Raw genomic sequence first — 25,828 nt, forward strand, 5'->3', positions numbered from 1 at the left:
TTTCATGTCAGATAAATCAACCACGTTCTTTCATACTTACGAACTACAGGTTCTTCACCCAAGCAAGCTTCAAATCCATTTCTTCAATGCACTGCTGATGATCATGCGTATCGTCGGCCACCAAAGGCGTTACCGGATATATGCGCATCTGTCCGCGGTAAGTATGAAGCAGCGGATGAACCGCATGCCTTCCCTGGATTTCCGGGTCCAGCCACTTGGCCATGTTATCTTCCGACAAGATTGCCGGCATCCGTGTTTCGAACTCCGATATCGCTTCATTTGCATCCGTCATCAGAACCGTGCAGGTTCTCATTTCATTTCCTCTGGCATCCCGCCATGTCTCGTATAGGCCCGCCATACCGAATATTTCATTCTCTCCGATCACGGTCCGTACGGCATAACTCCGTTTGCCGACCGTCCTCCAGTAATATAGTCCGTTGCAAGGTATAACGCAGCGTCTCGTATCAATCGCTTTGCGATAAGTGGGATTCTGATCAACTGTCGTAATATCGGCGTTGACCGCATCTTTCCCCCAATACGGAACCAAGCCCCACCGATACTCATCGAGTACCCGCTCCCCCTGTTCCTGTACAATGACCGGCATGGTTTGGGTAGGACTAATGTTGTATCGGCTCTTGTAGTAATACATGACCCGATGGATGCCAAAGCGTTGATTCACTTCTTCGAGCCCTGCGGACAGCGAAAATCTTCTGCACATACGACTTACCTCCTTTTTCCTTTATCGTTTGGATAATGGAGGAGGAATATGCATAATAAGACTAACATCATGGAGCTTCCACTCTATGTACGCTTGTATCCCTGGAGAGGACATCATCAGATTGAAAAATTTCTGCAATTTTAGTGTAATCGCATTATTAAATTTTCCTTACCTCACGGTTCGTGGCCATCTTCGTATACCATGTTTGTACACGATAGACATCAAACTTCATACGAGAATAAGAAATAGGCTCGTACCATTCTCTTTTTTCGATATATGAAAAGGATCGCATTCTATATACTAGACAAATATCATTCCACCCTTCATGCTAAGAGGCTACAGATACCTATATATAATAGAAGGAATTTTTTCAGCCTACTTTGCGATCGGCCTACATTTAAGGATTCCTTTATAGTAGGAACATCCATTATTATTATCGTTGTATTGCTTACAATAGACACTGTCCTTTCGAAGTAGACATGATTTCAGGGCTTTAAAACTGGAAAGCTTTACACCAGGCTTGTATTTATCGATCGCTTCTACTTTATAACAATGTACACTCAGAGGAGACACGATTCTTCCGTGAAGACATTATATCCCAACATTTGGTTAAGCCTGTTTGAAACCGAAATGGTCTGTCCCTGCTCTTGTTTTATATATCTGATGTAACCTCTGCCTCTCAACATGAATGCTTTCACGATTCACAATGGGCAGCGACGTGGTCTTGCAAGCATCTGCCGACATTGCTTACTCGACGACAGACCGCATATGGCCGAGGTATCCCTTGCGAGATGTTGAAGTAAGCACTTGAGTTTGTACCTAATAAAAAAGCGGCCCAGCCTATGATTAGGCTGAACCGCTTTACACACAAAGGATTACTCCGTTGTGTATGGAAGCAATGCGATTTGACGGGAGCGTTTGATCGCAATCGTCAGGGCACGCTGATATTTAGCGCTAGTACCTGTTACACGACGAGGCAGGATTTTTCCGCGCTCGCTGATGAATTTCTTGAGCAGGTCTGTATCTTTATAGTCAATGTGAGTAATTTTGTTCACAGTGAAGAAACATACTTTACGACGCTTGTTGCGGCCGCCGCGGCGTGCCGGTCTTTTGTCGTTGTCTCCGCCTTCTCTTTGTTTAAAAGCCATGTGTTGTCAGTCCTTTCCGTATTAAAATGGCAAATCATCATCCGAAATATCGATCGGTTTTCCTTCATCGGAAAAAGGATCCTGATTGTTGTTTCGCGAGTAGTTATTGTTCCCCCGGTTTCCGCCACCGCTATTGCCGTTGCTTCCTCCGTTAAACGATGATTCCTCACGATTTCCTCCGCCACCGCTTGTTTCACGGTTTGACTCCAAGAAGCGAACATTATCGGCAATGACTTCGGTGACGTATACACGCTTACCTTCGTTATTCTCGTAATTCCGCACTTGAATGCGCCCTTCTACAGCCGTCAGACGGCCTTTGCGCAGATAGTTTGCACAAGTCTCCGCAAGCTGTCTCCAGGTCACGACCGGAATGAAATCCGCCTCGCGCTCCCCGCCTTGTCCGGTAAACGGACGATCAACAGCAAGTGTAAATTGCGTTACAGCAACACCTGAAGGAGTATATCGCAGCTCGGGATCCTTAGTCAGTCGGCCAATCAAAATGACACGGTTCAACAATCCAATCCCCTCCTTAGAACGAAATCAATTACAAAGTTTGGTCCGTATTAAGCAACGTCGTTCGTGATGAGATAACGAATGACTTCGTCAGAAATCTTCATGAGACGCTCAAGCTCAGCTACAACTTCAGGTGTTGCGTTGAAGTTTACCAGAACGTAGACGCCATCACGGAATTTCTTGATCTCATACGCAAGACGGCGTTTACCCATTACGTCATGCTTTGTAATTTCTCCGCCGTTGGAGATGATGCCTTGGAATTTATCGACTGCAGCTTGAACAGCTTCTTGTTCAATGTCAGGACGAATAATGTACATCACTTCATATTTGCGCATATGTTTCACCTCCTTATGGACTTCGGCCCTCAATCGATGTTGAGAGCAAGGAGCGAGTCTAACTCGCACCATAATACTATATCAGAACGGATGATCGGATGCAAGTTTCTTTTCGAAACCAAACATGCCCTCTTCCCTTTATTACCGCGCCTTTCTCTCTTTCCCTGCAATGATTTAAGGTCTGTTGGCGCATGATAATACATGCAGTCCATCCATCATAATGAGGAGGAATTCCACAATGGGAGAACAGACCGAATTTCGTGCAGGCGACAAAGCGCCAAACAACGGCATTTATATGGAAGTTGGCGTTAGAGACCATATTATGGGCATTGAGAACCCGCGTCAAATTAAAATGAGCAAGGGCGAGACCTTCCCTGAAACTCAAAATGATGATCGCGTATGGTTAAACAAGCGTCGGGTGCAGCCTAAGTAACAGCCTGGAGTGTTCCAGACGCATGGTATTGTTCGGCGTCCGTCCTATTGCATCCTGAGCACTGCCCCACGATCGAGCTTTGCCTATATGGCTGTCGTTCAAGCAATAAGGCTGACCATTTACTCTAAATTTTCATTCGTTGAAATTAGCATGTATACAAACAGCCCTTTATGCGCACATTATAATCAGGCGGTGCATGAGAGAGGTGTGGTTCCGTTGAACGTTGCAACTGAACAACGCAGAAGGTTTCTGATCGTCGCACGAATTGCAAGCTGAGGAAATGAGCCGAGTGCTTGACCTTTAGGACAAGTGAAGCTGTTGACAAGGTTCGCAGAAGTGCTGATAAAATGATTCCAATTCACAAGCACCGCCTACCCAGAAAGAAGGGCCCATTAGGGCCCTTCTTTTTATGTCCGCTTCCTGATCTGGAGTCATCCTCTCGACAACGAAAAACACCCTCGGCAGATCATCTGACCTGCATGAGGGTGTTTTATTCAAAGGCGTCCGTACAGCTTAACGCCTCGGTTTATGTAACAATATCGTCTGCATCCATAACAGCGGAACTTAGAACGATTGGTGGCGGAAAGGGTGGGATTCGAACCCACGCACGCCTTGCGACGCCTAGCTGATTTCGAGTCAGCCCCCTTGGGCCTCTTGGGTACCTTTCCACAGCAAGATTGATTATATCATGGAAACGTTCTCTGGTCAATAGCTTGTCTCCATCTCTTTTTAGCTGCTCGATCAGATTCGCCTTACCGGCTTCATGAACACTGGCTTGGGAAGCTTCCGGGGAGGAAATATTAAGGTGTATCCCCTGCCCCTTCCGCTTCCTGCGCCGAACGTAAAACCTTCTTCATATTCTTCTCGAACTTTACACGGGGGATCAACACGCTGTGCTGACACTTCGTGCATTTAATCCGAATATCCATCCCCATGCGAATAATCTCCATCTCATTATTTCCACAAGGATGGGGCTTCTTCATCTGAACGATATCCCCTAACTGAAAAACCTTGCGCTCCATGGTTACCGCTCCCTTTTGTTTCGTCGCTTCATTATCTATTATATAACATCGGATCACCGAATAGATCAACCCTGAGCGCGTTCTTGCCCCAGCTCGCGTGCTTCAATGGCCTGTTTGATATCGGTAAAAATCTGGCGTTCCACGGCTTCCCTGGCATTCGGATTACACTCGGCTACGATGCGAACCACATATTCCGACGTTGTCAAAGACTGGATCCCAAGCACATCCGGCGTACGCTGCACCTCGGGCCGGCGGTCCATGATTCCCGTAAGTGCCGATTGAATCAATGTGATCGTATCCTTCACCTGCTGATCGTTCTTCACAGGCAGATCCACTATCGCGAGCGAGTTGGAAAGAGAGTAGTTCGTAACGCTGGTAATCATCCCGTTCGGAATAATATAGGTTTCCCCGTTCAGCCCCCTGACACGCGATGTGCGCAGTCCGATCATTTCGACCGTTCCCCGGTACTCGCCGCTCTTGATCACGTCACCTACGGCGAACTGATCCTCGAATATAATGAAGAATCCGGTAATAACGTCCTTCACCAAACTCTGTGCACCGAAACCGATGGCAAGACCCAGTACACCGGCACCAGCCAACAGTGGTCCTAGCTTGAAGTTGAACTCCGACAGAATGATTAAGATCATGACAAAATTACATACGACGGAGGTTACATTTTTTAACAATTCCCCTACTGTAACAAAGCGTCTTGAGTTCACCTGGATTCGGCTCTTCTCCTGCCGGAGCAGGAACTGATCAATCATTTTATACACAACCCGGATCACGAGACGCGTCAGAATAAATATGATGATTACCCGAATGCCGGATGACAGAATATTCATCCACATCTCCTCATTCGTTAACCATCCCCAGATCTTATCTTTCAAACCCTCTGCCTCCTCAGCTATCGTTTGCAAGTCTACACCATCTTCTGTAGTTTCCCCAGACAAGTAACCAAAGCCCCTCATCCCTGATGTCCTCCCTTACTCTTCGATGTTGATATACCTCTCGTTGTCATCAAGCGCAAAAATGCCCCGGATCTCCACATGCTCCAGCCGGATAATCTCTTGAACATCCTTTAACGCATCAGAGGGGAATTGAATCGATAATGCACAGCCAGCCGTAATCTCTTTCGGCGTAGGGAACAGATCTATTTCGATATCCGCATACTCCAGCAGCATTTCCGCGCGCAGCGCCTGCTGGGTGGAATCGAATGCGATCACCATCGCACCTTCCACTGCCAAATCCTCCTTCATGCTGCCTATCATTTTAGTTGTATATATCTCTCATTATCATGTCCGGCAAACAAGGGTTTTATATAAAACTCTTAAAATAAATCAACATTTCATAGAACACCTGCGGGTCCATGTCCTATACATATTCAAAGCACGGCTACCGCTCGAAATGATTAAATCGCATTTTAAGCAAAACGCAAAGTATAAAAACAGTCTTTCATCCATATACTGATACTACCAAATGCAGACGAAAGGAAGATTCTATGAACCGTCTATCTAAAATCACGTCTCGCCCGGAGGCTTCCAGCTTAAAAATACCACACACGGACCCTAATATCCATTCTGCTATTATACATCGCTTGCTCTTTCATCTCTCCGACGCCCGTATTCAGCACCGGCCGCTTGTCATTGTCTGCATCGGCACCGACCGGTCCACCGGTGACTGCCTGGGACCGCTGGTCGGCACTTCGCTTGCCCGCTACAACAGTTCGCTGTTTCATCTATACGGGACGCTGGACGAGCCTGTCCACGCCATGAATCTGAAGGATACGCTGACCGCCATATATGAGAAATTCGATAACCCTTTTGTGATCGGGATTGACGCCTGCTTAGGCCAATCAACCAGCGTAGGCTCCATTCAGATCGCCGATGGCCCTCTTAAGCCTGGAGCCGGCGTACATAAAGAATTACCGCCGGTTGGCGATATCCACGTCACGGGAATCGTCAATGTCGGCGGCTTTATGGAATACTTCGTATTGCAGAACACTCGATTAAGCTTGGTCATGCGGTTATCTGATATTATTGCAACCTGCCTGTTTGTAGGGATCAAGGAGTGGAACCGTTCTTCCCTTCTTGCAGCGCAAGAGTAACGGCCTCCTTTTCTTCCGGAGACAATGGATATTTGGATTGCCCATCCTTCAATGGTTTGGCGTACACATAGGAGCTCTCCCGGTTATGCAGACCGGTCAGAACGATTCCTTCCTCCTCCTCACTCAGGATAGCCAGGGAGAAGCTCATTTCGTTCCCCCGCTCGCCAAATGCATTATATCTGACGATGCCAACTTTGGATTTCATTCCTTTCAAGCTGCCGTTGATGGAATCCAGCATTTTTTGATGACTGGCATGCCCTTCTTCAATTTCATCCATTTGGATTTTCAATTGGACCAGCAGCGATTCGATATCTTCTACCCCGCTGCCTGCCATCATCGCATCGTATCTTCGCTTCATCTTGCGCAATTTTGCCCCTTGAACAATTAAGGTTATCCATAAGATCAAGATGATCATGACCATTCCGACGACAAACCAATGAAGCTGCTCCATGATCAATTCATTTAATTCAGACATGCTTTCTTCCTTCCTCTTCTCCATCTTGATCTGTTTGTTTAACTGTGAATTTCCTTGATCGCTTTTCGCATGAATTCGATTTCGTCACGGCTCGTAGAAATCCCAACGCTCGCTCTGACTGCACCCGTATGTTCCGTTCCTGATGCCATATGGGCAAGCGGTGTACAATGATAACCGGCACGCACGGCAATCCCATATTCCCGGTCCAGTCGAAAAGCTATTTCGGACGCATCGAATTTTTCAGACACAAAAGCCACGATGCCTGTCCGTGCTTTTCCAAGAGCAGGGCCGAGTATACGAAGGCCTCTCACCTCTTGCAGGCCGTCCATCATATATTGCGTTAATTCCCATTCATGCCGGTATATATGCTGTGGCGTCCATTCAAGCACCTTCTGCACACCCGCTTGCAATCCCGCATATCCAATCGTATTCGGCGTTCCTGCCTCATATCGATCCGGACGCACCGTCGGCTGTTCAATAGCCTCCGATTGACTGCCGGTACCTCCATGCAGCAATGGTTCCAGATCAATATCAGGCGAGATATACAGCCCCCCTGTTCCTTGTGGCCCCAGAAGCCCTTTATGCCCGGGGAACGCCAGCATACCCACATGCATCTTCTCTACATGAATATCCAGCATACCGGCACTCTGGGCAGCATCCACGAGCAGTATAGCCCCTTTCTTCTTCGCCAGTTCTCCTATCTCAACAAGTGGAATAATGGAACCAAGCAGATTGGAACTATGATTGCACACAACAAGCCTAGTATTAGAACGAAAGGCTCCCTCGATTCGTTGCAGATCAAGCTGACCTTCCTCATCAACGGGAACATAGTCTACTTGTATCCCCCGGGTGCGCTTCAAATATTCAAGCGGCCTGCGCACAGAATTATGCTCAATCATCGTCGCAATGACATGATCGCCTTCACGCAAACACCCTTTGATGGCTAAATTAAGCGCTTCGGTCGTATTCGATGTCAACGCAATATCGTTGGGGTTCTTCACTCCAAACAAATCTGCCAACGTCTTCCGAGTCCCATAAAGGACACGAGATGCCTTCACCGCCATTCGGTGACTTCCTCGCCCCGGGTTTGCAGCCGCCTCTTCCATGGCCCTCTTCATTGCCTCAAACACTTCAGGAGGCTTGGGCCACGAAGTCGCGGCATGATCCAGATAAACGATCGGGTCCATGATGTTTCCCCTTCATTTTTCCGTAGTATTTTCCCTTTACAATACACATTCAAGCATTCTCAACTTCCGCTGCCAAACGAGGCACCTCACGTTTAGTTAAATAAAGACATATCTCATTCCCTTTCAGGAACGTCGACATGTCTTTGGTTTTAATCTAACTCACTTTTTAACCAGCCACTCATCAACGGAGCCTTCAGATACCAAGCCTGCTCTTATTGAAGAAGTTCCAACAACCGCTCCAAATCCTGCTTGCTATAATAATTAAGCTCAATCTTCCCTTTATCCTTATTGTGCTTAATTTTGACGGTCGTTTTAAATCGTTCTCTAAGATCCTCTTCCAGATGATCGATATAAGGATCGCGATTCTTGACCTTAGGCTTCGCTTTATCCGCTGGTTTGCGGTCCAGATTCTTAACCGCTTCCTCCAATTCGCGGACACTCCATTCCTGCTCCACGCATTGTTTCGCCAGCTGTTTAACAAGAATCGGATCCTTAATTCCCACGATCGCTCTAGCATGTCCCATCGACAATGTTCCACGTGAAACATTTTCCTTCACTTCTTCTGGTAACGAAAGCAATCGCAAAAAGTTAGCGATATGGGAACGGGATTTACCGACCTTCAATGACAACTCTTCTTGGGTTAAGGAAAATTGTTCCATGAGCCCTTGATAAGCTACTGCAATCTCCATGGCATTCAGATTCTCGCGCTGCAAGTTCTCAATGAGGGCGATTTCCATTACTTGTTGGTCGCTGAAGGAACGAACCACCGCCGGAATCGTTGCTTTGCCGCAATATTGGGATGCCCGGAATCTTCGCTCCCCGGCAATAATCTCATAACCCTTCAGCACGCTGCGGACAATAATCGGTTGAATCACGCCATGCTGACGGATCGATTCCGCCAGCTCCTGGATCGCCTCATCGTTAAAAGTCTTTCGCGGCTGATACGGATTCGCTCGCAATTGACTGAGCGGAATTTCCACTACCTTGTCATCATCATGAATAGACAAAGATGGAATCAGCGCATCCAGCCCTTTTCCCAAACGTTTACTCATAAGAGATCACTTCCTTTGCCAGCTCCAAGTATACTTCCGCTCCCTTTGAACGGGGATCATACGTAATGATCGACTGCCCATGAGACGGTGCCTCACTCAAACGAATATTTCTCGGGATAATCGTTTTGTACACTTTTTCCTGAAAATACTTCTTCACTTCTTCAATCACCTGAATGCCCAGATTCGTGCGCGCATCCAGCATCGTCAGCAATACGCCTTCTATCTTGAGTGATGTATTCAGATGTTTCTGAACGAGGCGAACCGTATTCAGCAGCTGACTCAAACCTTCCAATGCGTAATATTCACATTGAATCGGGATGATGACCGAATCGGCCGCGGTCAATGAATTGATCGTTAAAATGCCAAGCGATGGAGGACAATCAATCAAAATATAATCATACTGGGGTTTGACTAATTGGAGTGATTTCTTCAATCGTACTTCACGAGAAATCGTAGGAACAAGCTCAATCTCGGCACCAGCCAATTGAATGGTGGCCGGAATGATGTCCAAACCTTCGATATTAGTCCCACAGATGGCGTCCTTCGGGTGTACTTCATTGATGATAATATCGTAAATGCAATTTGCAACATCGGCTTTGTTAATGCCAACCCCACTCGTTGTGTTACCTTGGGGGTCTATATCCACCAAAAGCACCCGTTTGCCTAGCGAAGCCAATCCAGCTCCCAGATTGACGGAAGTCGTCGTTTTGCCGACACCGCCCTTTTGATTTGCTATGGCAATTATCTTTGACACTCATTTCACCTCAATGTAGGAAGACTCTTCTAAGTAGTCGCAATAGATGATATACAGCGAAAGGCTGTATATGTAATATGTGAACGATCCCGTAAAATACGGGATGCCCAGGATATAGCACTCGATGAAAATGAGTAATAATAAAATTACATATTTCTCATCTGCAGCATAAAACCTAATAAGCAAAGATATCGCTGCTGCAGAGAATCTTGATCTCTTGATCAACAGAAAAAGCGGTACGATGCATACCGCTTCACACCATATCTTAACGTTTAGGTATTTTTATAACGATTTCATAGTGATCTTCGTGATCATTCTCCGTTGTTTTGATCGCCATCCCGGAACCGGATACCATATCAATCGATTGACGAATCGTATTCAGGGCCAGGCGAACATCCTTACTATACGATATGCGCTTGGCCTTCTTCATTGTCGTTACTTCTTTATAAAAGGCGATACGTGCTTCCGTCTGTTTCACATTCAGTTCTTTGGTTATGATTTCGTCCAGCACTTTAAGCTGGGTTTCTTCATTATCCAAGGAAAGCAGTGCACGCGCATGACGCTCAGTGACCTTGCGTTCCATTAAAGCCACTTTGGCCGCTTCCGGCAGCTGCAGCAAACGAATCTTGTTTGCAATCGTGGACTGGCTTTTGCCTAGTCGCTGTGCCAAGCTCTCCTGCGTTAATTGGTGAAGATCGATCAGCTTCTGGTAAGCTACTGCCTCTTCAATTGAGGTAAGACCTTCACGCTGCAGATTCTCGATTAACGCAATGGAGGCTGCTTGTGAATCGTTGAACTCCCGAACAATGGCCGGAATCGTGTCCAGACCCAGCTTCTTAACCGCACGCCAGCGGCGTTCCCCTGCAATGATCTCATACACGCCATTTCGAACGCGAACGACGATAGGCTGAATAACTCCATGGGTTTTAATCGTCTGAAGCAGCTCATCAATCTTCTCGTCATCAAAAATCGTCCGTGGCTGGTATGGGCTGCTGACAACCTCGTTTACCGGGATTTGTTTCACTTCATCCCCTTGGTTCCGCTCTGCCGCTAAGCCAAACAATCTCGAAAATTGTTCTTTCATTCCGTATATTACCACCTAATTTCATGATAGCACGGATAAGCCTCCGGTTTATCCCGGAATCGGTTAAACGATTGAACAACCACAATGTGGAGCATACACGGATCGTTCCAGCTACCATGTAGAACTAGTCATTTAAGTTGTTACGGTGCTGGAAATCATTGTGATGTCAGGCATTTCCCTGCAAAAACAGATTTCATGCTGATTAGAGAAAAACGTCTGTGTCGATAGCCGTGTTTTCTCTGATCGAACCCGCTGCATGAAGCGGTTGCTTCTTGAGAGATAGATCAGGAGGCAATATCATGATGTTTACTATCAATCGATATCTCACAAGCGGTATATATTTTGTTCTACTTCGTATGAGGCCAAGAACCCCCTTGGGTTAACCTGGCACTTCCAAAAAACAGCAGTCACAACAATCGAAGGTTGTTGACTGCACGAAGCAAGGATGGAAAAGTCACCAAGCCAGGATTTATACTCTTTCATCCCTTCAAGGATCGGGCAATAGGGCCCGCCAGCTCAAATGGATACTACGATTCTATTCTACCACTTTTTGTCCTATAACTCTATTCTCCAATATCACCTTTTTTCCTGCATTTCTCGCTTGCTTTATACAGGATTTGTGCACAGTTCCAAAGTTTATCCGTCAAAATGATGCTCTTGAACCGCATCTCCCCTTCCATAGCCTTATCTATGATCACAGCATTCATAATAATTGTGGGATTTGCCAATTCAAGAACTCGCTTCTATCCTCATCTGCAAAGAAAGCAATTGACTCTTTCTTAAACGATTAATAAAATGGGAAGCTTTCATTCAAGAGAGTTCCATCCAACTTATTCCTTAAGAAATATCTTGGCGCAGATCACAACTCTAGCAGGAAATATAATCCTACCATAGATATCATTTATTCAGCGCACTCAAACATTTGAAATGTTTCACGTGAAACATTCAAAGCTTAACAGATATATCCAAGGGACAAAAGTTTAGTAGCCAATGTGTTACAACTGTTTTAGAAACAACACATTTCCGAACTCAGCCTTTCGCTATCCAACGAATGACACTTCCTATCATTCAAGACGATGGCTAGCCAACTAAACACCCGGAATTAATTGAGAGCCTCACGATATACTCCATATAAGGATGAATGAATGCATCAAGTTCACTAACATGCCCTCTCTTAATCAATAATACAGTAAATAAAAAAGAGGAGAACTCTTATAAGAGTTCTCCCCTAAATCCGTTCGTATCTCATTTCCGAAGTCGCTTTTGCTTACACGATCGGCGTTTTGCTGGCCGTACCCGCTTTACGGGGATACTTGGAAGGCGTGGCTCCCTTTTTATCGATCACCACGATATGCCGGCCAGATTCCTCTACAGGCAAAGAGAACGAATGAACCATGTTCAACGCCCCTCTCAGCTCTTTCAAACTGCGGGCCGCCTCCTTCACTTCTTCCGTAGGGTCACTGCCCTTCATCGCCGCGAATTGTCCCCCTACCTTCGTGAAAGGCAGGCAGAACTCATTCAATACAGCCATTCGAGCTACCGCTCTTGCCGTCACCAGGTCGAACCCGTCACGGTACCCATGTTTGCGGGCAACCTCTTCCGCGCGCCCATGGATCAGCTCAACCCCGGACAGTCCGAGGGTATCCGCAACATGCTTCAGAAACGTAATTCGTTTATTCAGCGAATCTACAATCGTCAGCTTGAGATGGGGAAAACAGATTTTTAACGGAATTCCCGGAAAGCCGGCACCTGATCCGATATCCGCCAGATTGCCGATCTTGTTCATATCCACATAAAAGGCAAGCGTAATCGAATCATAAAAATGCTTCGTATAAACCTGCTCCCGTTCGGTTATCCCGGTTAAATTCATTTTCTCATTCCATTCCACCAGCACTTCGTAATACATCTCAAACTGATGAAGCTGTTTCTCGTCAATCGTGATCCCGTGCTCGCCGAGCCGGTCAACAAAAGCTTTCTGAATGTCGTCCATTCCTTATCCTTTCGCTGCGGTTACCCGGTTATAATGCTCCAGGTAAACGAGAAGTATCGAAATATCCGCTGGCGTTACGCCGGCAATGCGCGATGCCTGGCCGATGGAAATCGGACGGATTTTGTTCAGCTTCTGCCGAGCCTCCATGGCCAGTCCGTTGATCTCGTCGTAAACGATATCCTCCGGAATGCGTTTCTTCTCCATCTTCTGCAGCTTTTCCACATGTCCCAGCTGTTTCTCAATATAACCCGCATATTTGATTTGAATTTCGACTTGCTCCTTCATTTCCTCATCCAGCTCGTAAGGAGACTGCGAGAGCGACTCCACCATGGCAAACGTAATCTCCGGACGACGCAAAATGGTCAGCATATTGCTTCCGTCCACGATCGGTGCTGACCCGGCGGCTTCCAGCATCGCATTCACCTCAACCGGTTTCACCTTCGTTTGACGAAGACGTTCGATCTCCTGCTCAACGAGCTGCTTCTTCAGCACGAATTTGGCATAACGTTCTTCCGAGATCAGTCCGATGTCGTGACCGATTTCGGTAAGTCGCAGATCGGCATTGTCATGACGGAGCAGCAGACGGTATTCTGCACGGGAGGTGAGCAAACGATAAGGCTCATTCGTCCCTTTAGTCACCAGATCATCGATCAGCACTCCAATATAACCCTGGGAGCGATCCAGAATGACTGGCTCTTTGCCCTGCACTTTACGTGCCGCATTGATTCCCGCCATAATACCTTGGCCTGCCGCCTCTTCATATCCCGAGGTGCCATTGATCTGACCGGCCGTGAACAGGCCCGGCAGCTTCTTGGTTTCCAGAGAAGGCCACAGCTGCGTTGGCACCATGGCATCATACTCAATCGCATAACCGTTACGCATCATTTCTACCTTCTCCATTCCGGGAATGGAACGAAGCACCGCAAGCTGAACATCCTCAGGCATGCTGGTGGATAGGCCTTGCACATAGTATTCTTTTGTATTTTTACCTTCAGGCTCCAGGAAAATCTGATGTTTCGGCTTGTCGGCAAAACGAACGATCTTGTCCTCGATGGACGGGCAATAACGCGGACCCGTTCCTTCTATAACGCCAGAGAACATCGGCGCGCGATGAAGGTTGTCATTGATGATCTTATGCGTATCTACCGACGTATACGTCAACCAGCAAGGAAGCTGCTCATTGTCGGAAGATTTCGTTTCGTAAGAGAAAAATTTAGGCTTCTCATCCCCAGGCTGAATTTCAGTCTTGGAGAAATCAATCGTATCCTTATGCACCCGCGGCGGCGTACCTGTTTTGAAGCGAACAAGGTCGAACCCAAGCTCGCGCAGGTTATGCGCAAGTTTGACCGAAGGCTGTTGATTGTTCGGACCGCTCTCGTACATCAATTCACCCATAATGACTTTACCGCGCAAATACGTACCCGTTGTCAGCACAACGGCTTTCGCGCGATATTCCGTACCCGTCTGCGTCACGATTCCCACGCACACGCCATCCTCTACGATGAGTTGATCCACCATACCCTGACGAAGGGTAAGCTTCTCTTCCTTCTCCATCGTCTCCTTCATCGTATGCTGATAAGAGAACTTATCCGCTTGAGCGCGCAGCGCGTGGACAGCCGGGCCTTTACCCGTATTCAACATTCGCATTTGAATGAAGGTTTTATCGATATTACGGCCCATTTCTCCGCCCAGCGCGTCGATTTCGCGTACGACATGTCCTTTGGCAGGACCTCCAATGGACGGGTTACAAGGCATAAAAGCAACCATATCCAGGTTGATGGTAACCATCAACGTTTCAGCACCCATACGCGCGGACGCCAGTGCAGCCTCGCAACCGGCATGGCCCGCACCGACTACAATCACGTCATAAGTGCCACCCATATAACTCATAGCTCACCCTCCTGTTCTTATTGTGTTATATACGTTATCAAGGGGATCCACCTCGGATATCCCTGAAATTGTTGAGCTGTTCCTACTCTATATAGTAAGCCCTGGAGCTTATTTACCCAAGCAAAACTGTGAAAAAATTTGATCGATGAGCGAATCGCCAACCGCTTCGCCCAGGATCTCGCTTAACTGTTCCCAGGCCATTCTCACATCGATTTGAATCATATCGATCGGAATGAGCTGTTCGGCCGCGTCGTAGGCATCCTGCAGGGACTGCTTGGATTTCTTCAACAAGGCGATATGCCGCACGTTGCTCACATAAGTCAAATCCCCGCCTTCAATCTGGCCGCTGAAGAACAGGTTCGATATGGCCTCTTCCAGCCGGTCAATCCCCTCCTGCGCCTTCACCGACATCGGAACGATCAATTCATCGGGATAATACCGATGGAGAATGTCCAGATCGAGATTAGACGGTAAGTCCATTTTATTCATAATGACAATGCATTGTCTACCGCGTATTTGTTCCATCAATTCCAATTCATCCTGATGAAGCGGCTCGCTGGCATTCAGCACGAGCAGAATGAGATCCGCCTCGTTTACCGCATGCTTGGATCGTTCCACGCCGATCTGCTCCACCACATCCATCGTCTCCCGAATGCCTGCGGTATCCAGCAGCTTCAACGGAATGTTGTTAATGGTGACAAATTCCTCGATCACATCGCGAGTCGTGCCCGGTATGTCCGTGACAATCGCCCGATTATCCTGGGCCAGCGTGTTCAGAAGCGAGGATTTGCCCACGTTAGGACGTCCGACAATGGCAGTCGTAATCCCTTCCCGCAGAATTTTCCCTTCTTGCGCGGTCTTGAGCAGTTTATCGATTTCCCCCATCACCAGTTTGCTTTTCTCTTTAATGAATTCCGAGGTGAGCGACTCCACGTCATGCTCTGGATAATCGATATTCACTTCGATATGGGCCAGCGTTTCGACCAGGGTATGGCGCAGCTCGTTGATTTTGCGGGATAATGTACCTTCGACCTGCTTGAGGGCAACGGAGAAGGCACGGTCCGATTTCGAACGGATCAGGTCCATGACGGCTTCGGCCTGAGACAAATCTATCCGGCCATTTAAGAAGGCCCGCTTCGTAAATTCTCCGGGCTCTGCCAAACGGATGTTTAATTGAAGCAGCAGGTCCATGACCCGCTTCACGGAGATGACGCCGCCATGGGCGCTGATCTCCACGACATCCTCGGTCGTGAACGAACGAGGGGCACGCATTACAGTCACGAGCACCTCTTCAAGGTTTTCCCCCGTATTCGGATCCACAATATGACCGTAATGAACGGTATGGGACTCCACCTGCGTTAGCTTGTTTTTACTCTTGAATATACGCTCCACTTCCCGAACGGAGTCCGGCCCGCTGACGCGAATAATCGCGATGCCGCCTTCACCGACTGCCGTAGAAATGGCTGCAATCGTATCGCTAAACATCGTTTCCTTCACCTCTTTCTATTTAAAAAACCTCGGGATTACACCTCAAACGGTGTACTCCCCCGCTGCTTGATCTATCATCTTAAACAAAAACCTCCTGCGGAAGTCTTGCGTATAGGTCTCTCTAAAAAACAATGACTCCCTCTTGAAGCTTAAGGAGTCATTGTTTATATAGGCTCTTCAACTCATTTAGGACGACTTGGGCGTGATGACAACCCGCCGGTTCGGCTCTTCGCCCTTGCTGTACGTCTTCACGGCTCCATGGGACTGAAGCTTGGCGTGAATCACCTTCCGCTCCGCAGCAGGCATAGGCTCTAGCACAATCTCTTTGCGGGTCTTCAGAACCCGTCCCGCCAATCGATCGGCCAGATCCTCCAGCGTCTTCTTGCGGCGGTCGCGGAAGTTCTCGGCATCCAGTACGATGCGCAGATAACTATCGGAGTACCGATTCGCTACGATATTCGCCAAATACTGAAGTGCATCCAACGTCTGGCCCCGGCGGCCGATCATCAGTCCGAGTCCGGCTCCGGAAATTTGAAGCGTCGTAAAGTCTTTTCCCTTCACCATCTCAACGGAGATATCAAGCCCCATGGCTTGTCCAGTTTCGATAAGAAAGGCGATGGCTTCCTGGTAAGGGTCCTTGCCTTCAAGGGAAGCTGTCCCGGGGCTCTCAGCAATCGCGGTGCCCGCAGGCGCTGCCTGCGTCGCCACGGAGGCATGAGAGACCTGAACCGTTTTGGCCGGAACAGCTTGCGTACCCGAAGGAGAAACTTCCTTCACAGATGGTTCGCCGCCGGCACCGTCAGGCAGGAGCGTTAGTTCGACTTTCGCTTCCTTGACCCCGAACAGGCCCAGGAATCCTCTTGATGGCTGACTCAATACTTCAACCGATACACGGTCTTGACTTACACCCAAGCGGGCCAGCCCTTGTGCGACAGCATCTTCAATGGTTTTTCCTGTTGCGACGATTTTACTCATCTCGACTTCTTGGCTCCCTTCGAACCTTTTTTCCCGCCTTTGCTGCCACTCTTCTTCCCGCCCTTGTTACCGCTCTTGTTGCTCTTATGACCTTCGGTTGCGCTGGCAACGCTTGCCACGACTGCAGCCTTGTCATTGTTTCGGTACAAGAAGTAGTTCTGCACGATCGTGTAGAGGTTACTGTAGAACCAGTACAACGGAAGTGCGGATGGGAACTGGAAGGACATTACAAAGATCAGAATCGGATAAACGAACAGCATGAACTGCATCATCCCCATTTGCGGAGACGGGTTCATCTTCATCATCATTTTCGTTTGGAAATAAGTGGTTGCAGCCGCAAGCACCGGCAAAATAAACAGCTTGTCCGGTTGACCCAATTGCAGCCACAGGAATTCGTGATCACGAAGGAGATTGTTATAGTAAATCGAATGATAGAGTGCGATAAATATCGGCATTTGTACGATCAGCGGCAAACATCCCGCCATCGGATTAACCTTATTCTCCTGGAAGAGCTTCATCGTTTCCATTTGAACTTTTTCAGGCTGATCTTTATATTTCTCGCGAATTTTCTGAATTTCAGGCTGGATGGCCTGCATTGCCTTCGAGCTTCTGACCTGTTTCAGAGTCAGCGGTAAAATCAAGGTACGGACGATAAGCACCATCACGAGTACGGACAATCCGTATTCGCCGTTAAACCATGTCGCAAACGTATCAAGTGCCCATGTAAAGTAATAAACAACGTTGCTCTGCCAAAAGCCTCCATTTTTCAAGTCTTCAATGGTACGCGTTTGGTCAGCTCCAGGCGCACAACCTGATATAACGGCCACTGCGAGTATTACAGCGGTGAGGAGGAACCATTTTCCTCGTCTTGTCTTCATGAACGACACTTCAAAACCCCTCTCTTCGCCATTCCATTCCACGGTAAATCATAACATATTTATATGGACAAATAAACACATGGTTCAGCCCCTCTTCGCTTTCAAAAGGGACGATTTCCTCAATACATGAAGCACGCTTTTCTCCAGCTCCTGATAGGACTTGTCGAGCGCTCCCTTTCGAACGATAAAGATCAGGTCGATATGCTCGATAATCTGGTGCTGATGGTGCCTGACAATCTCTTTAACCAGCCGTCTCATCCGGTTGCGGACAACCGCATTGCCGATCTTTTTGCTGCACGAAACGCCGACGCGAAACTGCTCTACCTCTTTTTTGCGCGACCAATAGACAACAAATTGATGATTGGCGAAGGACTTTCCGTGTCGATATACCCGGCTGAAATCAGCGCGGTTCCGTAAACGAAGTTTTCTATGCACAAGTTTCTACCGCCCTGCCGTTAATCAAGTTCATTACATCCTGCGCTGCTGTGACATCCCTACTATTATAATAGTATAGGCATGCCAAAACCGCGCTAAACACCCGATTGCGAACCTTTACCACTCAATGTAGCTTATATTCTGCCGGTTTCAAAGGAAACTCCTCACACCGCAGCAGATATTACGAAAAAAAGACCACCTCGGTGGTCTTCGTGGCACAATATTAAGCGCTCAGTACTTTTCTGCCTTTTTGACGGCGGTTAGCCAATACTTTGCGTCCGTTCTTCGTGCTCATTCTTTTACGGAAGCCGTGTACCTTTTTGCGTTTGCTTACATTCGGTTTGAAAGTCGGTCTCATGAATTAATGCACCCCCTTACAGGAATATCGCTTACCCATATTTTAAGATCAAAACGTCAATCGACGCACTTTCACGGAAGAATAGACCGCGATTTGTTGAACCGACGTCTATGGACGTATCTCTTGTAAACAGACCGCTACTTGCTAGCGGATAATGTTCTCATCTTCACAGAAAATGCCTTTATATATTTAATCACGTTCAGGCCCAAAAGTCAAACCAAACTTGACTTCGACCAACTCATAAGTTTTCCACAAGTAGTCATTATTGCTAGTTTTGAATTATCCACATGGGGATAACCTATTTGAACACGTTGTGGATGGTCCCTTTTAGGTCAACATCACGCCCTCCAGTCCTCTTTATCCCCCATGTTTACACCAGAGCCATAAAAGAGTAGTATAAAAATTGAATTTAAGTTGTATACAAGTATACATCTAAGAAGGAGCTGCATTGTTTTATGAAAATAGGCATGATCGGTCTGGGGAAAATGGGCCTCAACCTGGTTCAGAATCTGATTCACCATCAGCATCAGGTCGTAGCTTACGACTTAAATACGGAACTGGTCGCTCAAGCCGCCGAGTGCGGCGCGGAAGCTGCGGCATCCACCGAGTTGCTCGTAGCTAAACTGGAGAAACCACGCATCGTTTGGATGATGGTGCCGGCCGGTAAGATTGTGGATTCGGTCATCGAATCGCTTACGCCCCTGCTCGAGTCCGGCGATATTTTGATTGACGGCGGCAATTCGCATTATAAAGATTCCATCGCCCGTGCAGCACGCCTGGCGGAGCAGGGCATTCATTATTTCGATGCCGGCACGTCCGGCGGCATGGAAGGCGCGCATAATGGAGGCTGCTTCATGATTGGGGGCAACCGCGACATATTTAGCGGCCTCGAGCCCCTGTTTAAGGATATGGCTGTCGAGAACGGTTACTTGTATGCCGGTGAAAGCGGCAGCGGCCATTTTCTGAAAATGGTCCATAACGGCATCGAATACGGCATGATGCAGTCCATTGCGGAAGGTTTTGAAGTGTTGGAAAAGAGCGCGTTTGATTTTAACTATGAGGATGTCGCGAGGGTATGGTCGAACGGCTCCGTCATTCGCAGCTGGCTCATGGAACTGACGCAAAACGCTTTTTCCAAGGATCCGAAGCTCGAAGGCATTAAAGGCGTGATGAAGTCATCCGGCGAAGGCAAATGGACGGTGGAAACGGCACTCGAGGTTCAAGCCAGCGCGCCGGTCATCGCCATGTCGCTGTTCATGCGCTATCGCTCCCTTGATCAAGATACGTTCCACGGCAAAGTCGTTGCGGCGCTTCGCAATGAATTCGGCGGCCATGCCGTTGAGAAATCGGAATAACATATATTCTCTTCATGCACCCTGCTGTTTCTTTAGGACATGTTCCCTGCTGTCATTATGACCAGGCTGGGCATGGTCCCTCTTTCATTCCTTGTGGTATGATGATCACTGGAGAACTTCAAGAATCAGTACTGGATTGGAGAATTATGCTATGAAATTTCCCTCAACGTGGCTTCAGGGAGCCTCTCTCGGAGAGGCCATTGCCAGCGAACTGAGATTGCAGATTATCAGCGGCACCATCAAGCGCGGAGAAATCCTATCCGAGAACCGGATCGCGGGTGAATTCGGCACGAGCCGATCCCCTGTGCGGGAAGCGATGAAAACGCTGTCCAGCGAAGGGTTGATTCAATTGGAGCGCATGGGAGCCGTCGTCATGGGCTTATCGCTCAAGGAAGTCGAGGAATTATACGATGTCCGTTTTCTTATCGAGAGCTTTGTACAAGGACATGTGTTTGCGAATCCGCAGCCGGAACTGATCCAGAATTTAAAGCAAATCGTCGATCGGATGGAGCTTGCCGCCAAACATCAGGATCCGGTGGAGTTTTCCTATCAGGATTTGGCTTTTCATGAACGGATTATAACGGAAGCGAACCATAAACGAATTCTTCATTTGTGGAAGAGCATTCGCCCCATCGTGATCACGGTGATGCTCATTACGACGCGGCAGGTATTCGGTGGCGGGGGCGCCAAGGTTCGCTATGTCATGGACAAGCATCTTCGGCTTATCGCGGAGATGGAATCCCTGGATCCGGCTCGGATCCAAACGGCGGTTCAGCATTACTTCGATGATTCCCGACAGACGCTTCATCTTAGTTTTCCGGAGGGTTAATATAATCCTCCCTTCCTCCGCACTGACATTACATGTGTACGCTCTAAGTTGTCGACAAGTATACAATAGAATTCGCTTTTGTTTTGGGTATACTACCGCAGAACAGCCCGATGATACTAACCATTTCCCAATTCAAATGGGTAATCTATAGGAGGAAGCAAGATATGAATTCACTATTCGGTCTCAGTCATAACGCAACTTTGATGATCTGGACACTGCTGACGATCGTCTTCCTGATCGTGCTGATTTCCAAATATAAATGGAATCCTTTCGTAACCTTACTGATCTCCGCACTGATCCTCGGTCTATTGACGGGCATGCAGCCTGCGGATGTGATTACTTCGATAACCGGCGGTCTTGGCGGAACGCTCGGAACGATTGCGATCGTTATCGCCCTTGGTACCATGCTAGGAAAAATGATGGCCGAATCCGGCGGCGCCGAGCAAATCGCCACCACCCTCGTGGACCGCTTCGGCGAGAAGCGCGTCCACTGGGCCATGATGATCGTCGGCTTTATTGTCGGTATTCCCGTGTTCTTCGAGGTTGGCGTCATCCTGCTGATTCCTATTGTGTTCACGGTTGCACGCAAAACGAAAATGTCCCTGCTGCACATCGGCATTCCGATTTTGGCCGGATTGTCCACCGTTCACGGGCTGGTGCCTCCGCATCCCGCCCCGATGATTGCCATTGAAGCTTATAATGCGGACCTCGGCATGACCATTCTCTATTCGTTCCTGGTCGGAATTCCTGCAGCGATACTCGCCGGTCCGGTGTTCGGTAAATTTATCGGCAAACGGATTCGTACCGAACCGCCCGAAGAGCTGGCCGAGCAGTTTTCAAGCAAAGCGGAACGAGGCTTGCCAGGCTTCGGCATCACCTTGTTTACGATCCTGCTGCCGGTCATTCTGATGCTTATCGGATCCGCGGCCGATATTATCGATCCGGAGTCCACCAGCTTCATCTCCGTGTTCTGCAAATTTATCGGTCATGAAATCATTGCCCTGCTCATTGCTGCGGTCTTCTCCTTCTTCTCGCTTGGATTCGCCCGCGGCTTTAATAAACATGATCTTTCCCGCTTCACCAGCGAATGTCTCGCTCCGATCGCTACGATTATTCTGATCATCGGTGCAGGCGGCGCTTTCAAGCAGGTTCTGATCAACAGCGGCGTCGGCAATGCCATCGCCGAAATTGCAACCGGCGCAAATATCAACGTGATTCTGTTCGCATGGCTTGTCGCGGCGCTCATTCGCATCGCAACTGGTTCTGCAACCGTAGCCATGACAACCGCCGCTGGAATCGTTGCTCCCGTGCTTGCGATGACGCCGGGCGCCAATGTGGAGCTAGTGGTGCTCGCTACCGGAGCAGGCTCCATCGTACTGTCCCACGTGAACGACGCAGGCTTCTGGATGGTAAAAGAATTCTTTAATATGACCGTAGCCCAGACGCTAAAATCCTGGACCGTGCTGGAAACGATTCTGTCCGTAACCGGGCTCGTGTTGGCTCTGGTTCTGAATGTAATTGTATAATGAAGCAATAAGACACATGAGGGCTCCCGAAGCGCTGTTTTTTAAGCAGCTGCCGGGTGCCCTTACGTAGAAAGAAGGTAGGTCTCTTGAGTACACATAACTATATGATGGGCGTCGATATCGGAACTACAAGCACCAAAGCGGTCCTTTTCAAGGAGAACGGTGAGGTCGTTGCCAAGGCCGGCGGCGAATATCCGCTGCTTACACCGACTCCTTCTACGGCCGAACAAGACCCGGAACAAATCTTTCAAACCGTCATCGCCTCGGTTCAAGGCGTCATGACGCAGAGCGGGATCGATCCGGCTCAAGTGCTGTTCGTATCCTTTAGCGCAGCCATGCACAGCGTCATTGCCGTGGACAGCCAGGGCACCCCGCTAACCCGCTGCATTACCTGGGCGGATAACCGCAGTGCAGCCTGGTCGGCGAAGCTCAAAAAGGAACTTGGCGGCATGGAGCTGTACCTTAGAACCGGAACTCCGATACATCCCATGTCACCCGTAACCAAGCTGATGTGGATGCGCCATGAGCTGCCCTCCCTCTTTTCGCAAGCAGCCAAATTCATTTCGATCAAAGAATACGTTTATTTCAAGCTGTTCGGCCAATATGTCGTTGATCATTCCATTGCCTCCAGCACCGGGATGATGAACCTCGAGGCGTTGGCATGGGATCCGCAGGCGCTGGAGCTTGCCGGCATCACCGAGGACCATTTGTCGACCATCGTCCCTACTACACATATCATGGAGGGCTTAAAAAGCGAGTATGCCGCAGCCATGGGGCTCTCCGTCTCCACGCCGTTCGTGCTCGGCGCTGCCGACGGAGTTCTGTCGAACCTGGGCGTGAACGCCATCCAGCCGGGCGTCGTTGCAGCCACGATCGGTACGAGCGGCGCCATCCGTACGGTCGTCGACAAGCCGATGACCGATCCGAAAGGACGTATTTTCTGCTATGCATTGACGGAGAAGCATTGGGTCATCGGCGGCGCGGTCAATAACGGGGGCATGATTTTCCGCTGGGTTCGCGATGAATTTGCCGCCTCCGAGATCGAAACAGCCAAGCGTCTGGGCATCAATCCCTATGATGTGCTGACCAAAATCGCGGACCGTATTCCGCCCGGCTCGAACGGACTCCTATTTCACCCGTACCTGACGGGAGAACGCGCGCCATTATGGGATCCGAATGCCCGCGGCTCGTTCTTTGGTTTAACGCTCAATCATAAAAAAGAGCATATGATCCGCTCCGTGCTGGAGGGCGTGATCTTTAATATGTATACCGTTCTGCTGGCGATGGAGGAACAAATCGGCCGGCCGGCCAAAATTCATGCCACAGGCGGTTTCGCCCGTTCACCGATCTGGCGTCAGATGATGGCGGATATTTTTGACCAGCAGGTGATCGTGCCGGAAAGCTACGAGAGCTCTTGCCTTGGCGCAGTGGTCCTTGGACTGTATGCCACAGGCAGAGTGGAGTCGCTCGATATCGTCGAGACGATGGTCGGCGGCACCCATGAACACCAGCCCGTGAAAGAAAGCGCCGATATTTATAAAGCGCTTCTGCCGATTTTTATACGCATTTCCCGGAAGCTGGAGGAAGATTATGAGGCCATTACCGAATTCCAGCGCCGATTCGAGAACGCGTAAGCTTACTATAGTAAGAAAAACACCGTTCGACGTACCTTCTCAGAAAACAGCAGGCATCCGATGTGGTTTTCTTCGATAATAGTCAGGTAGGCGATGCTTCGAAGTTCTAAACATTCGTATATCTTAAAGAAAAGCCCGTTTTCGCTGGATCCGATCCATGACGAAAACGGGCTTTTTTTGTCATAATGCATGAGCAAAAAATATCCACAATGAGAATCCCATACCGAAAATCCCCCCTGCCTTGCACATAAAGAAGTAGAAATCGCTGGGCTCCGGATTATCATACATCCAATTTGATGGCGAAATATGAAACATAAACCGCTGGAAAGGCTCATATCTGAAGAAGCACCAGTTCATGATCCCTATCCCGAGCGCCAACAAAAAGAATCCTATGCTGCCATTCGGGTCATGAAACCGCTCGTCAGCAGCCTTGGCCAGCTCCGTGGGGAAATAGCGGGGCTCATCCGTATCGGATCGATAAACTTGGCCGCTGCCGTCCATGAACCTCATGCCGGGTATCACCATCTCCCCCTTCTCGTCGTATGCAAGAAAGCTCCGGTCTCCAAACGGTTCCACGCGGTAGACTTTCCCGTCAGGATACATCACTTCATAGGACGCCGAATGTCCCGATCCGTTACCATATGCCCGTATTTCATATATTTCGCCGCCAATCTCAACTCTTTTCCCCTCTTCATCGGCATGGACATAGATTGGCTCCCCGCGGCCAAATGATCCTCTGTACTCGACGGTCCCGTTTCCCGAATCGGCATATTTCGCGTACTTAATGTCTTCCATATGGAACACTTTCTTCGAATAATAGCTCTGAGCCCATACCGCGATCAGAACCAATAGGGCGGCCAGTGCAAGCAGCACCCCTATTTTTCTCCAGCTCATGCCCTTCCCTTCGGCCCGCATTCGTGGTTCCCCCGCTCCATTTTTCCTTATAGTACGGTCGTTGGCAAAGAAGGTTGCAATGGAACAGCCTATACTCAGATGTTTTTAACTTCTGCGCGGGTGCGGTCCGAGTCATTCTTGAACGGTCGCCGACCATTCGACGCCATAAGCGTTCTGAATCTATCAACGGAAATCGACTAGAGGGTCATTATAAGTTGAGTCACAACAAAAAGCCCTCAAATGGAAACTTGGAGATAACGTTTGAGGACTTTGGATGACTATCCACAGCTATTTTTCACCTTTGGTCGATTGTGCGGCTGCTAGAACATTCAACCAGAAGTTATGAACAGATGGTGAGAGAAGAAAATTCTTCTTGCCAATCGGACAAGCTGTGAATAATTTTTCGCGCTTTGAGGCCAATGATGTCGAATGCCGAACAGATTATAAACAATATATAGTGGTGTGAATAATAATTATGCACAACGTATTGAATTTGTGGATAAATTAGCGACATACATTGAAAATAAGGCCTTCTTTTGCTATGATGATATTACTTTTGGTTGTGAATATGTGAATGAAGCTATAATATTATCAACAGGCTGTGGATAAAGTTGTGAACAATTTCAATTTATCCATATTTTTTTGTTTCCACAGGAGTTAGTTCTGGGGATAATTAGACATCATTCATTTTCTTTCGACAATTCCACACATGGCTCTAGCCACATTTGGAAGATTTAAAGGAGTGACAGTT

At 48.4% G+C, this 25,828-nt stretch carries 26 protein-coding genes and 1 tRNA gene; 6 read left to right on the forward strand and 21 right to left on the reverse strand.

The features are described 5' to 3' along the window. Positions 1–43: 43 nt before the first annotated feature. The 4 genes from MHH82_RS32320 to rpsF form a co-directional block, all read right to left on the reverse strand. Positions 44–718: an SOS response-associated peptidase gene (locus tag MHH82_RS32320; protein ID WP_015738116.1), complete on the reverse strand. Its 675-nt coding sequence runs from the start codon at positions 716–718 to the stop codon at positions 44–46. Between the two features lie 875 nt (positions 719–1,593). After that, positions 1,594–1,866 (reverse strand): 30S ribosomal protein S18, encoded by a 273-nt coding sequence (gene rpsR / locus MHH82_RS32325; protein WP_006207333.1) that lies wholly within the window; start codon positions 1,864–1,866, stop codon positions 1,594–1,596. 21 nt (positions 1,867–1,887) lie between these two features. After that, complete coding sequence (gene ssb / locus MHH82_RS32330) at positions 1,888–2,382, reverse strand: single-stranded DNA-binding protein (RefSeq protein WP_015738118.1); 495 nt, start codon at positions 2,380–2,382, stop codon at positions 1,888–1,890. Positions 2,383–2,429: 47 nt separating this feature from the next. Continuing rightward, a complete protein-coding gene (gene rpsF, locus MHH82_RS32335; protein ID WP_009591503.1) occupies positions 2,430–2,714 on the reverse strand; it encodes a 30S ribosomal protein S6 in 285 nt (94 codons plus the stop codon). 238 nt (positions 2,715–2,952) lie between these two features. Here rpsF and MHH82_RS32340 point away from each other — a divergent pair, with 238 nt between their 5' ends. After that, positions 2,953–3,147 (forward strand): YjzC family protein, encoded by a 195-nt coding sequence (locus MHH82_RS32340; protein ID WP_145039762.1) that lies wholly within the window; start codon positions 2,953–2,955, stop codon positions 3,145–3,147. A gap of 577 nt (positions 3,148–3,724) precedes the next feature. Here the strand turns inward: MHH82_RS32340 and MHH82_RS32345 are convergent. From MHH82_RS32345 to MHH82_RS32360, 4 genes are all read right to left on the reverse strand, one after another. Continuing rightward, positions 3,725–3,815, reverse strand: a tRNA-Ser gene (locus tag MHH82_RS32345). 132 nt (positions 3,816–3,947) lie between these two features. After that, positions 3,948–4,169 carry a DUF951 domain-containing protein gene (locus tag MHH82_RS32350; RefSeq protein ID WP_015738120.1) on the reverse strand — a complete coding sequence of 74 codons (222 nt, stop codon included), beginning with the start codon at positions 4,167–4,169 and terminating at the stop codon, positions 3,948–3,950. A gap of 65 nt (positions 4,170–4,234) precedes the next feature. Further along, a complete protein-coding gene (locus MHH82_RS32355) occupies positions 4,235–5,137 on the reverse strand; it encodes a mechanosensitive ion channel family protein (protein ID WP_015738121.1) in 903 nt (300 codons plus the stop codon). 15 nt (positions 5,138–5,152) lie between these two features. Next, positions 5,153–5,407, reverse strand: coding sequence for a DUF3343 domain-containing protein (locus MHH82_RS32360; RefSeq protein WP_015738122.1), 255 nt, complete (start codon positions 5,405–5,407; stop codon positions 5,153–5,155). 260 nt (positions 5,408–5,667) lie between these two features. Here MHH82_RS32360 and yyaC point away from each other — a divergent pair, with 260 nt between their 5' ends. Continuing rightward, the gene (gene yyaC, locus MHH82_RS32365) at positions 5,668–6,273 is read left to right on the forward strand and encodes a spore protease YyaC (protein ID WP_015738123.1); all 606 of its coding nucleotides are present in this window, start codon (positions 5,668–5,670) and stop codon (positions 6,271–6,273) included. Here the strand turns inward: yyaC and MHH82_RS32370 are convergent. The 12 genes from MHH82_RS32370 to rpmH all read right to left on the reverse strand — a co-directional run bounded on the left by MHH82_RS32370 (position 6,230) and on the right by rpmH (position 18,839). Beyond that, entirely contained in the window at positions 6,230–6,748 is a 519-nt protein-coding gene (locus MHH82_RS32370) for a DUF4446 family protein (RefSeq protein ID WP_015738124.1), read from the reverse strand. The genes yyaC and MHH82_RS32370 overlap by 44 nt on opposite strands. A 38-nt stretch (positions 6,749–6,786) precedes the next feature. Continuing rightward, the gene (locus MHH82_RS32375; protein WP_340969718.1) at positions 6,787–7,935 is read right to left on the reverse strand and encodes an aminotransferase class V-fold PLP-dependent enzyme; all 1,149 of its coding nucleotides are present in this window, start codon (positions 7,933–7,935) and stop codon (positions 6,787–6,789) included. Positions 7,936–8,147: 212 nt separating this feature from the next. Continuing rightward, positions 8,148–8,987, reverse strand: a complete 840-nt coding sequence (locus MHH82_RS32380) for a ParB/RepB/Spo0J family partition protein (RefSeq protein ID WP_009591559.1) — start codon at positions 8,985–8,987, stop codon at positions 8,148–8,150. Beyond that, positions 8,980–9,741: a ParA family protein gene (locus MHH82_RS32385; protein ID WP_009591460.1), complete on the reverse strand. Its 762-nt coding sequence runs from the start codon at positions 9,739–9,741 to the stop codon at positions 8,980–8,982. The genes MHH82_RS32380 and MHH82_RS32385 overlap by 8 nt, the downstream gene beginning before the upstream one ends. A gap of 265 nt (positions 9,742–10,006) precedes the next feature. Beyond that, positions 10,007–10,825 (reverse strand): nucleoid occlusion protein, encoded by an 819-nt coding sequence (gene noc, locus MHH82_RS32390; protein WP_009591452.1) that lies wholly within the window; start codon positions 10,823–10,825, stop codon positions 10,007–10,009. Positions 10,826–12,092: 1,267 nt separating this feature from the next. Next, entirely contained in the window at positions 12,093–12,815 is a 723-nt protein-coding gene (gene rsmG / locus MHH82_RS32395) for a 16S rRNA (guanine(527)-N(7))-methyltransferase RsmG (protein WP_251501990.1), read from the reverse strand. 3 nt (positions 12,816–12,818) lie between these two features. Then, positions 12,819–14,705, reverse strand: coding sequence for a tRNA uridine-5-carboxymethylaminomethyl(34) synthesis enzyme MnmG (gene mnmG / locus MHH82_RS32400; protein ID WP_036659582.1), 1,887 nt, complete (start codon positions 14,703–14,705; stop codon positions 12,819–12,821). A gap of 108 nt (positions 14,706–14,813) precedes the next feature. Continuing rightward, positions 14,814–16,190, reverse strand: a complete 1,377-nt coding sequence (mnmE, locus tag MHH82_RS32405; protein ID WP_096777271.1) for a tRNA uridine-5-carboxymethylaminomethyl(34) synthesis GTPase MnmE — start codon at positions 16,188–16,190, stop codon at positions 14,814–14,816. 189 nt (positions 16,191–16,379) lie between these two features. After that, the gene (gene jag / locus MHH82_RS32410; protein WP_340969731.1) at positions 16,380–17,168 is read right to left on the reverse strand and encodes an RNA-binding cell elongation regulator Jag/EloR; all 789 of its coding nucleotides are present in this window, start codon (positions 17,166–17,168) and stop codon (positions 16,380–16,382) included. Continuing rightward, positions 17,165–18,055 carry a YidC/Oxa1 family membrane protein insertase gene (locus tag MHH82_RS32415; protein WP_009591548.1) on the reverse strand — a complete coding sequence of 297 codons (891 nt, stop codon included), beginning with the start codon at positions 18,053–18,055 and terminating at the stop codon, positions 17,165–17,167. The genes jag and MHH82_RS32415 overlap by 4 nt, the downstream gene beginning before the upstream one ends. A gap of 75 nt (positions 18,056–18,130) precedes the next feature. After that, positions 18,131–18,481, reverse strand: coding sequence for a ribonuclease P protein component (rnpA, locus tag MHH82_RS32420; RefSeq protein WP_009591465.1), 351 nt, complete (start codon positions 18,479–18,481; stop codon positions 18,131–18,133). A gap of 223 nt (positions 18,482–18,704) precedes the next feature. Beyond that, the gene (rpmH, locus tag MHH82_RS32425; protein WP_006207379.1) at positions 18,705–18,839 is read right to left on the reverse strand and encodes a 50S ribosomal protein L34; all 135 of its coding nucleotides are present in this window, start codon (positions 18,837–18,839) and stop codon (positions 18,705–18,707) included. A 455-nt stretch (positions 18,840–19,294) separates the two neighbouring features. Here rpmH and gnd point away from each other — a divergent pair, with 455 nt between their 5' ends. The 4 genes from gnd to gntK all read left to right on the forward strand — a co-directional run bounded on the left by gnd (position 19,295) and on the right by gntK (position 24,183). Further along, the gene (gene gnd / locus MHH82_RS32430) at positions 19,295–20,194 is read left to right on the forward strand and encodes a phosphogluconate dehydrogenase (NAD(+)-dependent, decarboxylating) (protein ID WP_340969739.1); all 900 of its coding nucleotides are present in this window, start codon (positions 19,295–19,297) and stop codon (positions 20,192–20,194) included. 151 nt (positions 20,195–20,345) lie between these two features. After that, on the forward strand, positions 20,346–21,023 hold the full coding sequence (locus MHH82_RS32435) for a GntR family transcriptional regulator (protein WP_340969742.1): 678 nt from the start codon (positions 20,346–20,348) through the stop codon (positions 21,021–21,023). 164 nt (positions 21,024–21,187) lie between these two features. Further along, on the forward strand, positions 21,188–22,549 hold the full coding sequence (locus tag MHH82_RS32440) for a GntP family permease (protein ID WP_213580878.1): 1,362 nt from the start codon (positions 21,188–21,190) through the stop codon (positions 22,547–22,549). A gap of 104 nt (positions 22,550–22,653) precedes the next feature. Continuing rightward, positions 22,654–24,183 (forward strand): gluconokinase, encoded by a 1,530-nt coding sequence (gntK, locus tag MHH82_RS32445; protein ID WP_041622082.1) that lies wholly within the window; start codon positions 22,654–22,656, stop codon positions 24,181–24,183. A gap of 180 nt (positions 24,184–24,363) precedes the next feature. Here gntK and MHH82_RS32450 read toward each other — a convergent pair whose 3' ends face one another. After that, positions 24,364–25,098: a hypothetical protein gene (locus MHH82_RS32450; RefSeq protein WP_340969746.1), complete on the reverse strand. Its 735-nt coding sequence runs from the start codon at positions 25,096–25,098 to the stop codon at positions 24,364–24,366. Positions 25,099–25,828: the final 730 nt, after the last annotated feature.

Source organism: Bacillus sp. FSL K6-6540 (assembly GCF_038007545.1).